Here is a 15015-nt window from a genome sequence, read left to right as displayed (position 1 = left end):
GATATTCAGACCACTACGACACAAGGGACAGCCATGACAGCCACGGTGATTGACGGAAAAGCCTTCGCGGCGAAGGTGCGCGGGCAAGTGGCCGAAGGGGTCGCAAGGCTCAAGGCGGATCACGACATCACACCAGGGCTGGCGGTGGTGCTGGTCGGAGAGGATCCGGCCAGCCAGGTCTATGTCAAATCCAAGGGCAAGATGACGCGCGAGGTGGGCATGAAGTCGGTGGAGCACCGGCTGGACGCCTCGGTCAGCGAAGCGGGCCTGCTTGAGGTGATCGAAACGCTCAACGCCGACCCGACAATTCACGGCATCCTTGTGCAACTGCCGCTGCCGGACCACCTCAACAGCGATCTGGTGATCAACGCGATCGATCCCGCCAAGGACGTGGACGGGTTCCACATCTCGAATGTGGGGCGGCTGGCAACCGGGCAGAAGGCGATGGTGCCCTGCACGCCGCTCGGCGCGCTGCTGATGTTGCGCGACCATCACGGGTCCTTATCAGGCATGAACGCCGTGGTGATCGGCCGCTCGAACATTGTCGGCAAACCCATGGCGCAGCTTTTACTGGGCGACAGCTGCACCGTGACGATTGCCCATTCGCGGACCCGCGATCTGCCGGACGTTGTGCGCGGCGCGGATATAGTCGTCGCCGCCGTGGGGCGCCCGGAAATGGTGCAGGGCGACTGGATCAAACCGGGGGCGACGGTGATCGACGTGGGCATCAACCGCATCGACAAACCGGACGGCGGCACACGATTGGTCGGGGATGCGGATTACGGCAGTTGCGTCAAAGTGGCCGGCGCGATTACCCCTGTGCCCGGCGGCGTCGGGCCGATGACCATCGCCTGTCTGCTGGCCAATACGCTGACCGCCTGTTGCCGCGCCAACGCGCTGGCTGAGCCTGACACGCTGACCGTTTAGTTTTTTGGTCGTCAGATCAATCAGCTCCCCCTAAGGTTGTGGGGCGCCGAATCGATTCGGTGCAAAACGATCTGAGGGGATCGGGTATGGAGAGACTGAAGGCGACCGTCGCAGAGGTCGCTGCTGAAATCGAGCTTCGGCCGGTTTTGGCGATTTGGATGCTGGTCAGCGTAATCATCGCGTTGTCGGGTCCGTTCAACACCTACGGCGCGTTGTCGTTTGGGGCTCGACTGGCTTACTGGGCTTTTGTGATCGGGCTGTCCGTCATGGCCGCTTTCGGCTTTCGCGTGGCATGGCGCATGCTGCGCAAGCGCAAGGCGGACGCGGCCGAGGATCTTCTGGTCGTGTTGGCCTTGGCGCTGGCGGTCGGCCCCTTCACGGCGGTGCTCAATCCGGTGATCTGGCCGCAAGAAGGGCCCCGCGTGGGCTGGCACACCATCAGCCTTTTCGCCTTTCTCATCGGTCTGGCGGCGACCATTGTCCGCCGCGCTATTCAACAAGAGTTGGCCGGCAATCCCGACCGGCGGGACCGTCTGCTTGACCGGATCGACGCGCCCGACGGGGCGCGGCTTGGTCGGGTGAGCTCCGACAACCACCACATCCGCATCCGGCTCGTCAGTGGTGAGGAATACCGTATCCTGATGCGGTTGCGCGACGCGGTGGCTGACATCGACCGCGAACCGGGCTTCTGCGTGCATCGGTCCCATTGGGTCGCACTGTCGCAGATCGAAGGGGTGGCTGAGGCCAATGGCCGGGACGTGGTCAAGCTGGTCTGCGGCACCGAGCTGCCCGTCGGGCCGAAATACCGACCCAACCTTGCGAAGATCCAGCCGGTCAGCGACGAAGACAGGCCGACAGGGGCACCGGCAGAGCGCGCTTTCCCGTCAGAATAGCCAGACCATCCGCAGCGAACAACGACCGCAGGGCTGTGTGCCCGACGGACAGTCCGCCCGTATAGGCCCCGAAGGCCGGCAGGATCAGTTTGCGGCGGTCCATCAGGAAACAGGCCCGCGCGAAGCCCGCGCCCCGCACGCTCGCCTTCGGGTGATAGTGTCCGGACACTTCGCCAATCGTCTTACCATCGGTGATGTGGCGAAAGGTCAGGGGGCCGACCGTGACCTCGACGCGGTGGGTGCCGCCAATGTCGACGGGGCCGGGATCGTGGTTGCCCTCGATCCAGATCCATTCCCGCCCGGCCTGCAAATGCATCAGGCTGCGCCGCGCCTCCTCCGGGACGGACTGCGCGGCAGTGATGTCATCGAAACTGTCCCCCAGACAGATTACCCGTTCGGGCTGCACGGCCGCGATCGCTGCTTTAAGCCGCCACAACGTGTCTTGCGTTTCATAGGGGGGCAACAGGTTGCCCCCCCTGCGCGCGATCCGTTCGGACTTGCCCAGATGCAGGTCGGACACACAAAGCAGCCCTTCATCGGGCCACCAAAGCGTGCCATCCGCCCGCGCCACAAGGGCCGCGGCGTTGAAGGTAAAGTGATGATCGTTCATGATCTGTTCCATGCCGGAATTTCCCAGCAGGGTCCAGAGGGGGATCACAGGTCCGTTAGACCGGCCTCTTGCATCAGTTCCTCGGTCTTCTCCTGCAACAGCCGTTCGCGCGCCTCTCCGAACACCGGGATCCGTCCGGGTTCGAGGAACAGCGGTGCGGCAAGCGGCGTCACCCGGTCAAGGTTCACCTGATCGACCCGCCCCGCGGTGCGCTGCAGCATTTCTTCCACGCGGCCGAAGTCCACCAACCCGCGCATCGCCTCTTCGCGGGTGATCCGCAACATCAGGTGATCGGGGTCATATTTCGCAAGCGTGTCATACAGAATATCGCTCGAGAATGTCGCCTGCCGCCCCGTCTTGCGCCCGCCACGCGTGTTGCGGTCGATCAGCCCCGCAATGATCGCAGCCTGCCGGAAGGTGCGCTTCATCACGGCGTTGCCCTGCAACCACGTCTCCAACCCGTCGCGGATGTTGGCAGGATCGAACAGGGGGGCCGCGTCCGCGACCGGCGTCAGCCCCCAGATCAGCAAGGCATAGTCGGTCACCACAAACCCCAACGGATTAAGCCCCGCCGCCTCCATCCGCTGGGTGAGGATCAGGCCCAGCGTGCGATGGGCGTTCAGCCCGGCAAAGCCATAGATCGCCAGATTGGCACGCCCGTCATGGGGAAAGGACTCCACAAGGATGCGCCCCGCATCAGGCAGCTTCGACACGTCGCGCTGAAGCTGCAGCCATTGGGCGGTGTGCGGCGGCAACTCCGGCCAACGCTCCTGCTGGAACATCCGCAAAATGCGCTGACTGAGCTGGGTCGAGGTGGCGAACTTGGTGCCGTAGAAGGTGGCAACCTTGGGTTCGCGCCCCTTGTTGCGGCTCACTTCAACGGTCATCTGGTTCAGCCCTTCATAGCGCACGATCTGACCGCCCATGAGGAAGGTATCCCCGGGGGTGAGCGAGGCGGCGAACGCCTCCTCGACCTCGCCCAGACTCTGCGCGGCACGCCGGAACCGGACCTTGAGGGTCTCCACATCGTAGATCGTGCCGATGTTCATGCGGATCTGCGCGGCGGACCGCGGGTCGCGCAACCGGTATGTGCCGTCCACCTCTTTCAGGCGCTGCCACTTGTCATAGGCGCGCAAGGCATAGCCGCCGGTGGCGCAGAACTCGAGGCAGTCGTCAAAGGCCGCGCGGCTCAACTCACTATAGGCGCCAACGGTCTTGATCTGCCGGAACAGCTCCGTGGCCTCGAACGGGCCAGCGCATGCGGCGATCAGGATATGCTGGCACAGCACATCCCGCGGGCCGGGGCCCTTCGGGTCACCGTCCAGATCGTGTTCGCGGCCGGCTTCCAGCGCGGCGACGCATTCCACCACCTCGAACCGGTTCGCAGGCACCAGAACGGCCTTCGACGGCGCGTTGTAGCGGTGGTTGGCACGACCGATCCGCTGGATCAGCCGTTTGACATTCTTGGGCGCCCCGATCTGCACCACAAGGTCCACGTCCCCCCAGTCGATGCCCAGATCAAGGCTGCCGGTGCAGACAATCGCCCGCAAATCGCCACGCACCATCGCCGCTTCGACCTTGCTGCGCTGGTCCCGGCTCAGGCTGCCGTGATGGATCCCGATGGGCAGGCTATCCTCATTGGCAAGCCACAGGTTGTGGAAATAGATTTCCGCCTGCGCGCGGGTGTTGTGAAAAATCAAGGTTGTGCTGTGTTGCCGCACCAGATCCAGCACCGCCGGGATCGAGTATTTCGCCCCACCGCCAGACCAGGGCGGGGTCTCTTCAGTCACCAGCATCGAGATATCGGGGTCCGGACCGGGATCGGCCATGACGATGGGGCAGGGGTCGGGGTGCCGAGCGAGTTGATGGGCAATCGCGGCCGGGTCCTCGACCGTGGCCGACAGCCCGACACGGCGCAGCCCCGGCGCCATGGCCTGCACCCGGCTCAGTGCCAGCATCAACTGATCGCCCCGTTTGCTTTCCGCCAGCGCGTGGATCTCGTCAACGATGATCCGTTGCACGCCCTTGAACATCCGGGGCGCGTCTTCGTAGGACACCAGAAGCGCCAGCGATTCCGGCGTCGTCAACAGAATATGCGGTGGATCCGCCCGCTGCCTGCGTTTTTGCGTGTAGCTGGTGTCGCCCGTGCGATCCTCAACCCGGATCGGCAGGTCCATATCGGCAATCGGCGTGCCCAGATTGCGCTTGATGTCCGCGGCCAGGGCTTTGAGCGGCGAGACATAAAGCGTGTGCAACCCCTCGTGCGCACCGTCCTCCAATTCAACCAGAGAGGGCAGGAACCCCGCCAGCGTCTTGCCGCCCCCGGTGGGCGCAATCAGCAAAAGCGCAGGCTCCCCTGCGCGGTCCAGCATCACCTGCTGGTGCGGATGAATCGACCAGCCTTTGCTATCGAACCAGTCCTGAAATCTTTGGGGCAGATCGCGCATCCCCATAAGATGCCCCATCACCGCCCGCGGTCAAGGCGGAGCCCCGGCTTCTTTGGTTCACAAATACCTCGGGGTCCGGGGCAGCGCCCCGGGGGATCGGATGGGCCGTGCCCATTCGATCCGTCGAACGTCAAGCCGGGCAACTTGGCTTAATGCACGATCTCTTCTTCCTTGACGAACATGTTCGCCCAGGCCCGGTCGATCAGCTCCGGTGACATCTGATAGGGGATTCCCTCGAACTCGCAGATCGAAATCATCTGGTCGATCAGGAAGATCGGCTGATAGTTCGCATAGACGTTGTCGATCGTCGGATATTTGTTCTGCAACAGATGCACCAGCGCGGCCTCATCCAGCGGCATCTTGCGTTTGCGCGCCATCATCGCGAAAATCTTCAGGAAGTCTTCCTGATCCGGTCCGTCGATCTTGATCTTGAAGAAAATCCGGCGCAGCGCCGCCTTGTCGAAGATCTCGTTCGGGTGGAAGTTGGTCGAGAAAATCACCAGCGTGTCGAAAGGCACCTCGAATTTCTCGCCCGACTGAAGGGCCAGAATATCGCGGTTTTCTTCCAGCGGGACGATCCAGCGGTTGACGATGGCCTGCGGCGGCTCGGCCTGCCGCCCAAGGTCGTCGATGATGAAGATCCCGCCGGTGGACTTCAACTGCAGCGGCGCCTGATAGGTCCGCGCAACGGGGTTGTAGACCAGATCGAGCATCTCGAGGCTGAGTTCCCCGCCGGTGATCACCGTCGGGCGTTCGCATTTCACATAGCGGGTGTCATAGCGCCCCGAAGTGCGGCGCAGAGAGTTCGGGTCGTCCACGTCTTCCTCGGCGGCGGTATGGACGATGGGATCATAGACGGTGATCACCTGACCGGAATATTCGATCGCGCGGGGGATGTAGATCTTGTCGCCCAGCGCATCGCGGATCCCGTTCGAGATCGAGGATTTCCCGTTGCCGGGTGGTCCATACATCAGGATCGACCGACCGGCGCCCACGGCGGGGCCGAGCTGGTCAAGCAGGGCAGGGGGCAGGATCAGGTGCCCCATGGCCGAGGTGAGCTGATCGCGGGTCACCTGAATGTTGCGGATCGACTGGCGTTTCACCTGTTCGCGGTAGGTCTCGAGCGGCACCGGCATCGCGCCGAAATATTCCGACTGCGCAAGGGCATCCAGCGCCCGGGCCTTGCCGGCTTCGGTCAGCTGATAGCCCATCTCGTTGCCGTTGTTGGCATTGAGCGTGCCGGTCGCCTCGCACAGGCGCTGGCCACGCGCGGCATCAACCAGTTGCTGGGTGACGTTGACCGGCAGGCACAGGACCTTGGCCAGCGCGCTTACGTTTTCAAGGTTGGTGCGAAACATCGTCTTGATCAGAATGTCGCGCATCATCACGGGCGACAGGGACATCGCTTCGACGGTTTTTGGCGCCGGGGGGGCCATCACGTTCGAGACCTGCATGTTCATAGCGTTCCACCCAAATTTCGTGCCTTTCGGCCGGTTTCTGTGACCCGTTTGCCCCTCCGCGACACAATTCGGACGTGGACGGGGAAAGGTTTGCAATGTCGGTGTGCCCCAGTATTGTGTCGAAAAAAGGGACAAAACCGTTCCAGAGGCAGGCATGACACGAAAATCCTGGGCGGTATTGGCCGCCTTTCTCACCCTGACGTGGTTGGTTCTGGGCGGCGCAGCCGTGCTGAGCGACGGGCTGTACGTCGGCAAACACGAAGGCGATACCCTGCACGTCATCCAGATCGTGCTGCGGATGGCGCAAGGACAGCTGCCGCACCTCGACTTCATGACGCCGATCGGGCTGCTCGCGTTCTGGCCGATTGCCATGTTGGTCAAAGCGGGGCTGGGGGTCGGCACGGCCTTTTTGTGGACGCAGGTGCTTGTCGCTGCGGTGTTCCTGCCGATGATCATCCGGATCGCCGGGTCCCGGCTAGGGCTTTGGCTGGCCGCGCTCTTCGGGTTTATCGTATTAGTGCTGTTGCTCGCCCTCGTCCACGGAGAGGCCGAGCAGTCGATTTCTATCTCCATGCATTACAACCGTCTGGCTTGGGCGGCGGCCTTTGTCGCCATTCTGGCCGCCATGATCCCGCCGGAAACGTCGCGGGACCCCCGGCGGGCCGGTGCGATTGACGGCGTCATCATCGGGCTGATGGTCTTCATCATGGCCATGACGAAGATGACCTATTTTGCCACGTTCATCATTCCTATCGTGGTGGCCCTTGCCCTGACCAGGCAGCGGCGGGCCATCGGTGTGGCGCTGGTGACTGGTCTGGTGTTGGCGCTGGGCGTGACTATTTTCACAGGGGTGGATTTCTGGACTGCCTATCTGGGCGATCTTTTGGAGGTCGCCGGATCGGTGGTGCGCCCGGCCCCCGGGGCGCCGCTCAGCGCGGTCATGGCCGCGCCGGCCTATCTGGCCGGGTCGCTTGTCGCCGTTGCCGGTGTCATTTTTCTGCGATTGGCACATGCACGGGCGGGCGGCATGGTGCTCTTGATGCTCTTGCCGGGCTTTATCTATGTCACCTATCAGAACTTCGGCAACGATCCCCAATGGCTCTTGCTGCTGGGGGTCCTGCTTCTCGGGCTGCGGGGGCAGGCCGACAATGTCATCAGCCGCTGGGGCTGGAGCTATCGGGACGCGCTGGTGCTGGCCTCGGCGGTCGCATTTGCGCTGTCATCCGCGTCGCTGTTCAACCTCATGTCCAGCCCGCTGCGCCACTTGCAGGTCGATCCGGTGGACTACGTGCCGATGCTGCCGCGCGGGGGCGTCCATCGTGATTTGCTGGGCCATGAAGCGCGACAGGAACGCGTCGATGCTCGGATAGCCTTGGATATCGAACTCGACCTTTTGCCGCGGTTCGAAGGGCGCGATCCCGATACGGTTTTTCTAGGCGAGACTTCGGCGCCCTGTGCGCTGGAGCTCGGATTGCCCGGGATGTTCGGCGCGATCGTTCGCGACCTTGAGCAGGCCGGATTGGCTGACGGGGCATCACTATTCGCGGCGGATATCTTCTCGAGCCATTGGCTTTTTGGTGATCTGGACCCCTTGGATCAGGGCGCGCCGTGGTATTATGGCGGATTGCCGGGGATCGAGGATGCGGATTACCTCCTCGTGCCGAGGTGCCCGGTCATCGAAAGCGCACGGCAAATGATCCTTGAGCTTATTGAAGAGCGGATCGAGACGGGCACGCTGACCGTATCAGAGGTACGGCGCACACCGCTCTATGTGCTCTACGCGCTGGACTAGAGCTGAGACAGCAGCGGTAGGGCCAGATACAGGATCAGGACCGCACCCATGGGAAAGCCCAAGGGAAAGCGCTTGTGCTCCTGCCAGCTTTGCCACGTGGGGACGAGGTTGCGAACCGCGCTGATGCGCCCCGCCACCCGGTGCATCACGTATCCGACGAGCATGCCCAGCCCAAGTAGCATTAGGACAAGAAACGCATCCTCCAGCGCCACGAATGGCGCGGCCGAGGCCAGAAATTTGCTATCACCTGCGCCCATCGCCCCTACGGCATTCAGGATCATTGCGATTACTAGAACGACGAAGAAGTGGCTGTAGCGCCAGGCGTACTCTCCGAAGGGCATGACGAAGATGCCCACGACCACGAAAATGATTGCCAGCGCGTCGGTCGACCAGGTGGGGATCTTCATCGCCCGCAGATCGTTCCACGCCACATAAAGGCACAGGGGGGCCACGAAGATCAGGAAGGCGACCGATTGCGTCAGCGTCACCGACACCTGCGGAAGGGTCAGCACCTTAGTTCGTCACGTTGTCTTCAAGCGCCCGCATCGCGCGTACGGCGGCTTCGAAGTGTTGCGGGTGGGTGTCGATGGCTTCTTTCAGAAGCCCGCGCCCGATAGTGAGGTCGTTCTGCTTGATCGCGGTCAGCGCCAGCGTGTGCAGAAGCTGTGCCCGCTCGACCTGATCCATCGGCACCACGGGTAGGTCGTAGTTGCGCTGCGCCCCGCGGGCCAGAACCAGATTGTTCTTGGCGGTGAAGAGGTCGGAATCGTTGCGCAGGGCCGCTGTGAACATGCGTTCGGCCGCGGCGTAATCCCCACGCGTCAGCTTCGAGAAACCCCAGTTGTTGTAGACCCCGGCGGGCGAGGTGGTGAGCCCGACGGCCGTTTCGTAGAAACTGTCGGCATTGGCCCACTCCTCGTTGCTGTCGGCGACCATCGCCTCAAGCCGGTAGCGTTTGAAGGTCTCGTAAGTGGGCGGGATCGTGTCGAGCACCGCTTCCGCCTTGTCCCAGTCGTTGGTGCGGATCAGGGCGTCGGCCAGATCGATCTTGTCGTTCAGCGTGCTGTCGTCATGGTCCACCACGGCGGACCATGCGGTCACCGCATCGGCGGGCCGGCGGGCGCGGACCAAAGACTTGGCCAAACCGCGCATAAGGTCAATCCGGCCCGGATCGTTGGTTGATGCGCGGGAGAAGTAGTTCACGGCCTCGTTGGGGTCCGCGACCGTCAGCATCACGTCATTGAGGTTGGTTTCATCGACCACGTTCACGTCCTGCAACGCGCGTTCGACCTGCGCGTCGCCCGACTTGTCGCACGCGGCCAATGCAAAAGAGCCCAGAAGGGCCACTGAAAGGAGAATAGGGTGGCGCATGGGTGTGCGTCCTTTTACTGCTCTGTCTTTATTGGGTCGACAGGATCACGTAATCGCCCGTACCCCGTCGCACCAGTTGGAACGGTTCGTTCTCTTGCCCGTCAGTATGAAGCGGATCATCCAATTTTGCGAGCGCCAAGCGCAGGTTGTCGCGGATTTCGTCGGAATTGCCGTTATCCGTGGCAAATGCGCGACGGAAGACCTGCGCGGCCTCGGCGGTCTTTCCGCGCTCCATTAAGATAACGCCGAGGTTGTTCCAGGCGGCGGCAAAGGTGGGATCCTCTTCAGTGGCACGGCGCAGCAGCCTCTCGGCCTGATTGAGCCGCCCCAGCTTGAGGTTCGCAGATCCCAGCGCCGAGAGCGTGTCGACGTTCAGCCCCTGTTGCGCCGCCGCGCGGGTATAGGCGCGCAAGGCTAGCTCGTACTCGCCCGCGGCCATCAGCCGGTGCCCGATCAGCAGCCCGTCGATGTCCGAGGAGCCGGCCACACCGGGCGCGAAAACGCGGTCACCTTTGGACGGCGCAAAGCCGCCCGGACCACAAGCGGTCAGGACGGCACATGCAGCCAGCATCAGCGCGCGATTTCGCATCAGGTCCCTAGAAATTGCCCTTATTCAACGTCTCGTAGATGTTATAAACCGACGGGCCGATCAAGATGATAAGTAGCGGGGGCACCGTCAACATCATCGTCGCCAGTGTCATTTTTGTCGGCAGGGTGTTGGCCTTCTCCTCGGCCCGCAACACCCGCTTGTCGCGCATCTCGGCCGAGAACACGCGCAGCGCTTCGGCGATGGATGTCCCGAACTGTTGGCTTTGGATCAGCACGGTTACGAAGGATGCGATGTCCGGCACGCCGCAGCGTTCCGACATGTCGCGCAACACCTGCGTCTTGTCCTTGCCGGCCTTCATCTCATGGCTGACCGCTTCGTATTCCTCGGCCAGCGCCGGGAAGCCGGACTTGAGCTCGGTGGCGACGCGGATGATGGCTTGGTCAAGGGACTGCCCTGCTTCGACGCAGACCAGCATCATGTCAAGGCTGTCGGGAAACCCGTTGACCATTTCCGACTGTCGTGCGGTTTGCCGTTTGTTCACCCACCATTTGGGCAGGTAATACCCCATGAAGCCGGGGATGAAGATCGACATGATGGTGTTTTGCGTGCTCGGCTCCCCCGTTGAGGAGGCGTAGACCGCATAGGTGATCCCCAACAACAGGAACGAGATGCCCAAGGCGAACTGCATGAAGTGGTAGGTCTTGACCGCCGATTTGGTGCGATAGCCGGCCTGAATCAGCTTCAACCGGATGGCCGAATATTCCTCTTCATCCTGCGGTTCCAGAAAGTTTGAATACTTGTCGAGCTTGTCCGTCCCGCGTGAAGCGCGCAGCGTGTCCGAGCTGCGTTCTTGCGCGTGTTGGTTCGCCGCCTTGAGCTTGTCCAGCGGGTCGGCCCGCTTCTGCATCATCGCTGGCAGAACCAGCAGGATCAGCAAAACCCCCAGCATCAGCAGAGCCATGACCGGCCCGAAAGGACCCAAAAGCTCGGTCAATTTGGTGTTGATCGTGTCGAGAATGCCCATAGTCGTTACACCTTGATGTTTACAAGTCGACGCATGACGACGACGTTGGCGACCAGAAAGCCCGCTACGGCCAGACAGGCCGGAATGAAGACCGACGTCTCTTTCACGTCGTCATAGTAGTTCGGCTGGATCAGGTTGATCATAACCAGTGCCCCGAGCGGGAAGACGGACAGGAACATGCCCGACCATTTCGCCTCGGCGGTGATTGCTTTAACCCGGCGGAATAGCTTGAAGCGGGCCCGGATCACCTGCGCCAGCCCGTGCAGGATTTCGGCAAGGTTGCCGCCGGCGGTCTGCTGGATGGTCACAGCGACGGCCAGAAACCGCAGATCCTGCATATCAAGCCGTTCGGCCATGTCTTTCAGCGTCTCACCCATGTCGCGCCCGTAGGCCGCCTCGTCCGAGATCACGCCCATTTCCGAACCCAGCGGGTCGGGCACCTCTTTCGCCACGATCGCGATGGCCGAGCTGAACGGATGCCCCACCCGCAAGGACCGAACCATCAGCTCAACCGCTTCCGGAAGCTGCTCCTCGATCATCGCGATGCGCTTTTTTGCCTTGTTGCTGACCCAGACATAGATGCCACCGATGCCCATGGAAATCGACACGGCGATGCGGATCGGCAGACTGGTCGAGGTGCCCACCGTGAGCCCCATGAAGGCCACGCCGGACATCACCACCATCAGCATCATCAGCTGCGATGGGGTAAAGGCGATGTTGGCCTTCTGCGCCTTCGCCGCCAACAGGGAATACAGCGGAATCTGTTGCGATTCCAGGTGCTGGCCCATTTCCTTGCGAAGTTGGTCGAGAACCTGTTCGCGGTTGCCGCCTTTCTCCAACATCTCCAAACGGCGGTTCACCCGGTTGTTGAAGTTGATGCTTTTGCCGAAGGCGACCAGATAGATGCCGTTGACGAGCACGATACAGGCCACGAAGATCAGGCCATAGATAATCGGTTCCGGAGAAATCGTCATGTGTGGGTCCCCTTACTGGGCGGCTACGGGTTCGAAGATGGCGGGGGGCAGATCGTAGCCCCACAGCTTGAACCGTTCCGAGAAATGCGATCGCACGCCGGTGGCGGTGAAATGGCCGATGATCTTGTTGTCGGGGGTCAGGCCCACACGCTGGTAGCGGAAGACTTCCTGCATCGAGATGACGTCGCCCTCCATCCCCGTGATCTCGGTGATTGAGGTCATCCGGCGAGAGCCGTCCTGCAGACGTGAGGCTTGCACGATCAGGTTCACAGCCGAGGAAATCTGGCTGCGTGTGGCCTTCAGCGGCATTTCGATCCCCGCCATGGCGATCATGTTTTCCAGACGGGATACCCCGTCGCGCGCGCTGTTGGCGTGGATCGTGGTCATCGATCCGTCGTGACCGGTGTTCATCGCCTGCAGCATGTCGATGACTTCCTCGCCGCGGGTTTCGCCCACGATGATCCGGTCCGGTCGCATCCGCAGGGCGTTGCGCAGACAGTCACGCTGGCTCACGCCGCCTTTGCCTTCGACGTTGGGCGGGCGGCTTTCCATCCGGCCCACGTGGGTCTGTTGCAACTGCAGTTCCGCCGTATCCTCAATCGTCAGGATGCGTTCGGCGTCGTCGATGAAAGACGACAGCGCGTTGAGCGTGGTGGTCTTGCCCGAGCCCGTGCCGCCCGAGACGATGATATTCAACCGGGTCGAGACGGCGGCCTGCAAATAGGCGGCCATCTCTTCGGTGAAGGCGCCGAATTTCACCAGATCGTCGATGCCCAGCTTGTCCTTCTTGAACTTACGGATCGACACCAGCGAGCCGTCAACCGCAATCGGCGGCACCATGGCGTTGAAACGCGAGCCGTCGGCCAAGCGGGCGTCCACATAGGGGTTCGATTCATCGACGCGACGGCCCACGGCGGACACGATCTTGTCGATGATCCGCAGCAGGTGGCGTTCATCCTTGAAGGTCACATCGGTGAGTTGCAGCCGCCCGTCACGTTCCACGAAAATCTGCTGCGGTCCGTTCACTAGAATATCGTTCACGCTGTCGTCTTGCAGCAAGGTTTCCAGCGGGCCCAGGCCCTTGACCTCGAAGAACAGCTCTTTGACCAGCGTCTGCCGCTCTTCGCGGTTCAGAACGATGCCCATCTCGTCCAGCGTCTCCTGCGAGATCGACTGGATCTCTTCGCGCAGGTCCTGGTCCGAGGCCCGCTCAAGCGCGGCGAGGTTCAGGTTGTCGAGCAGGGCCTTGTGCAGCTCGAGCTTGATCTCGCCCAGCCGCTCCTTGCGCTTGCGCTCTTTGTCCGCCGCAGGCACGACGGCCTTGACCGGCGGCTGCTTGACCATCGTCGCACGGGTGGGCGCTTCGGGCTGGTTCGGCTGATCGGGCGCGACCTCGGCGTTGGCGGCGGACTGGGGGGCCGGGGGTGCGGTCTTTTTATACTTCGAAAACATGATGTCCCACCTTTATGCGGATGCGGCGATGTCGGCCTCGTTCACCTCGTGCACCGAAGCCGCCAGCTTGGCGATTTCCTTGCGCAGGGGATTTTTGGCGATCCCTTCGGCCATTGGCACGCCGTGGTCGGCGTTCTGCGCCACGGTCTTGCCGCCGTCGGGCAGTTGCACTTCGATCGAGATGCCAAGACTGTCGGCCAGACGCTTGATCCGGCTCTTGCCGTTCAGATCGGTAAACTTGGGCGCGCGGTTCAGCACGAAGCGCATCTTCTCGAAGGGCAGTTGCTCGGATTGGAGCACCCGCTTGATCCTCAGGGTGTTCTGCGCCGAGCGCATGTCGAGCTCGAGCGTCGCGAAGAACACATGCGCCTTGTTAAGCACGGTCTCGGTCCATTCCAGCAGCGTGCTGGGCATGTCGATGATGACATAATCGAAATTCGTGCGCGCCATCTCGATCACCCGCTCCACATCCACCGGAGAGATCAGGTCCATCGGGATCAGGTCCGTCGGCGCGGTCAGCACCTGCAATTTCTGGTCGTAGGACAGAAGCGAGTTCATGAAGACCTCGCTGTCCATGTTGTCGGTGTCCTGCAGCATCTCGAACACGGCCTCGCGGCGGGGCAGGTCGAGATAGGTGGAGGTTGTGCCGAACTGGAAATCCAGATCAAGCAGGCAGACCCGAGGACCGGCGGGTGCGTCTGCGCCCTTGACCTTTTTGCCCTTGCCCACGTCGATGTTTGCCAACTCCCACGCCAGATTGACGGCGAGCGTTGTGGCGCCGGTGCCGCCGGCCATGCCCTGCACCGGGATCACCACCCCGTTGCGGTCGCCGGTGGCCTTGAGTTTGTTCTCAAGCTCCGGTGCTACGGCAGGCGTGTCCTGCACCGAAAGCACCCGCTCGATCGCTTGCGCCAATTCGCCTTCGGGAAGCGGGTAGGGGACGAACTCATCCCCGCCGTCACGCAGCAACCCGTGCAGCGCCGCGGGTGAGACATCTTCGGCGATCAGCAACACCTTGATCTCGCGCGCTTTCGCGGCCCGGACGATCTCGGAGATGAGGGCAAGATCCGCCTCGTCCTCTTCTTCCAGCGCGATGGCGATGAACTCCAGCTCCGAAGCGTCGGGCTGCTCCAGAAAGGGCAGGGCGTCTGCGAAACTCAGATCGCCCCAGCTTTCGCCAAGGCAGGCTTCCATGTCCTCGATCAGCAGATCGAAGTTCTGCACATCGCGGCTGACCGTGCAGGCCGTGATCGGCTGGGGTTCCGGCTGTAGCATTTGCGAACTGGTCATGGCCTTATCGTCCTTCTACTCGGGGTCGGGTCGCGGAATCACCGCGTCCTCAAGCGTGCGTCCCGCCCGGCACACAAAGCACCCAAGGGCGGTTTCAGCAGAGGTTTTGACGGAAGAAGGCGGCAAGAATGGGGCTAGAAATGCCCATTTGTGCGGTATCTGACGACGATCATGGCCCTGACGTTGCCTTTGTTTCCATGGGCGATCGCGGGGCACATGCAAAAA

13 protein-coding genes are annotated in these 15015 nt (G+C 62.2%); 3 read left to right on the top strand and 10 right to left on the bottom strand.

Annotation, left to right across the window (positions count from 1 at the left end):
* Nucleotides 1-33 precede the first annotated feature (33 nt).
* Both folD and DC363_RS13340 read left to right on the top strand, forming a co-directional pair.
* Complete coding sequence (folD, locus tag DC363_RS13345) at nt 34-927, top strand: bifunctional methylenetetrahydrofolate dehydrogenase/methenyltetrahydrofolate cyclohydrolase FolD (RefSeq protein ID WP_108641653.1); 894 nt, start codon at nt 34-36, stop codon at nt 925-927.
* A gap of 86 nt (nt 928-1013) precedes the next feature.
* Nucleotides 1014-1820, top strand: coding sequence for a LytTR family DNA-binding domain-containing protein (locus DC363_RS13340; protein ID WP_108641652.1), 807 nt, complete (start codon nt 1014-1016; stop codon nt 1818-1820).
* Here DC363_RS13340 and pdeM read toward each other — a convergent pair.
* The 3 genes from pdeM to DC363_RS13325 all read right to left on the bottom strand — a co-directional run bounded on the left by pdeM (nt 1762) and on the right by DC363_RS13325 (nt 6337).
* Entirely contained in the window at nt 1762-2430 is a 669-nt protein-coding gene (pdeM, locus tag DC363_RS13335; RefSeq protein ID WP_108641755.1) for a ligase-associated DNA damage response endonuclease PdeM, read from the bottom strand. The genes DC363_RS13340 and pdeM overlap by 59 nt on opposite strands.
* A 44-nt stretch (nt 2431-2474) precedes the next feature.
* Nucleotides 2475-4877 (bottom strand): ligase-associated DNA damage response DEXH box helicase, encoded by a 2403-nt coding sequence (locus tag DC363_RS13330; protein WP_108641754.1) that lies wholly within the window; start codon nt 4875-4877, stop codon nt 2475-2477.
* Nucleotides 4878-5026: 149 nt separating this feature from the next.
* Nucleotides 5027-6337, bottom strand: coding sequence for a P-loop NTPase family protein (locus DC363_RS13325; RefSeq protein ID WP_108641651.1), 1311 nt, complete (start codon nt 6335-6337; stop codon nt 5027-5029).
* A gap of 154 nt (nt 6338-6491) precedes the next feature.
* On the opposite strand from DC363_RS13325, the gene DC363_RS13320 reads away from it, so the two are divergent.
* Nucleotides 6492-8129, top strand: a complete 1638-nt coding sequence (locus DC363_RS13320) for an alginate O-acetyltransferase AlgX-related protein (RefSeq protein WP_108641650.1) — start codon at nt 6492-6494, stop codon at nt 8127-8129.
* Here DC363_RS13320 and DC363_RS13315 read toward each other — a convergent pair.
* Genes DC363_RS13315 through DC363_RS13285 form a run of 7 tightly spaced genes read right to left on the bottom strand, consistent with a single transcriptional unit; the run spans nt 8126 to nt 14790 of the window.
* Entirely contained in the window at nt 8126-8641 is a 516-nt protein-coding gene (locus tag DC363_RS13315; protein WP_108641649.1) for a prepilin peptidase, read from the bottom strand. The two genes, DC363_RS13320 and DC363_RS13315, sit on opposite strands and share 4 nt — an antisense overlap.
* Nucleotide 8642: 1 nt before the next feature.
* A complete protein-coding gene (locus DC363_RS13310) occupies nt 8643-9500 on the bottom strand; it encodes a tetratricopeptide repeat protein (RefSeq protein WP_108641648.1) in 858 nt (285 codons plus the stop codon).
* Between the two features lie 28 nt (nt 9501-9528).
* Complete coding sequence (locus DC363_RS13305) at nt 9529-10089, bottom strand: tetratricopeptide repeat protein (RefSeq protein WP_108641647.1); 561 nt, start codon at nt 10087-10089, stop codon at nt 9529-9531.
* A gap of 7 nt (nt 10090-10096) precedes the next feature.
* Nucleotides 10097-11074 carry a type II secretion system F family protein gene (locus tag DC363_RS13300; RefSeq protein ID WP_108641646.1) on the bottom strand — a complete coding sequence of 326 codons (978 nt, stop codon included), beginning with the start codon at nt 11072-11074 and terminating at the stop codon, nt 10097-10099.
* A 5-nt stretch (nt 11075-11079) separates the two neighbouring features.
* Entirely contained in the window at nt 11080-12048 is a 969-nt protein-coding gene (locus DC363_RS13295; protein ID WP_108641645.1) for a type II secretion system F family protein, read from the bottom strand.
* A gap of 12 nt (nt 12049-12060) precedes the next feature.
* Complete coding sequence (locus tag DC363_RS13290) at nt 12061-13500, bottom strand: TadA family conjugal transfer-associated ATPase (protein WP_108641644.1); 1440 nt, start codon at nt 13498-13500, stop codon at nt 12061-12063.
* Between the two features lie 12 nt (nt 13501-13512).
* On the bottom strand, nt 13513-14790 hold the full coding sequence (locus DC363_RS13285) for a CpaE/TadZ family protein (RefSeq protein ID WP_108641643.1): 1278 nt from the start codon (nt 14788-14790) through the stop codon (nt 13513-13515).
* Nucleotides 14791-15015 lie beyond the last annotated feature (225 nt).

The organism is Thalassorhabdomicrobium marinisediminis, assembly GCF_003072065.1.
GTDB classification, from domain to species: domain Bacteria; phylum Pseudomonadota; class Alphaproteobacteria; order Rhodobacterales; family Rhodobacteraceae; genus Octadecabacter; species Octadecabacter marinisediminis.
This window is presented reverse-complemented; position numbering and strand designations above follow the sequence as displayed.

Bases quoted from the DNA above. Each gene is read 5' to 3' on its own strand.
- DC363_RS13330 (WP_108641754.1), bottom strand. From the start codon at position 4,877: ATGCGCGATCTGCCCCAAAGATTTCAGGACTGGTTCGATAGCAAAGGC.
- DC363_RS13300 (WP_108641646.1), bottom strand. From the start codon at position 11,074: ATGGGCATTCTCGACACGATCAACACCAAATTGACCGAGCTTTTGGGT.
- pdeM (WP_108641755.1), bottom strand. From the start codon at position 2,430: ATGAACGATCATCACTTTACCTTCAACGCCGCGGCCCTTGTGGCGCGG.
- DC363_RS13290 (WP_108641644.1), bottom strand. From the start codon at position 13,500: ATGTTTTCGAAGTATAAAAAGACCGCACCCCCGGCCCCCCAGTCCGCC.
- DC363_RS13340 (WP_108641652.1), top strand. From the start codon at position 1,014: ATGGAGAGACTGAAGGCGACCGTCGCAGAGGTCGCTGCTGAAATCGAG.
- DC363_RS13295 (WP_108641645.1), bottom strand. From the start codon at position 12,048: ATGACGATTTCTCCGGAACCGATTATCTATGGCCTGATCTTCGTGGCC.
- DC363_RS13320 (WP_108641650.1), top strand. From the start codon at position 6,492: ATGACACGAAAATCCTGGGCGGTATTGGCCGCCTTTCTCACCCTGACG.
- DC363_RS13305 (WP_108641647.1), bottom strand. From the start codon at position 10,089: ATGCGAAATCGCGCGCTGATGCTGGCTGCATGTGCCGTCCTGACCGCT.
- DC363_RS13325 (WP_108641651.1), bottom strand. From the start codon at position 6,337: ATGAACATGCAGGTCTCGAACGTGATGGCCCCCCCGGCGCCAAAAACC.
- DC363_RS13285 (WP_108641643.1), bottom strand. From the start codon at position 14,790: ATGACCAGTTCGCAAATGCTACAGCCGGAACCCCAGCCGATCACGGCC.
- folD (WP_108641653.1), top strand. From the start codon at position 34: ATGACAGCCACGGTGATTGACGGAAAAGCCTTCGCGGCGAAGGTGCGC.
- DC363_RS13310 (WP_108641648.1), bottom strand. From the start codon at position 9,500: ATGCGCCACCCTATTCTCCTTTCAGTGGCCCTTCTGGGCTCTTTTGCA.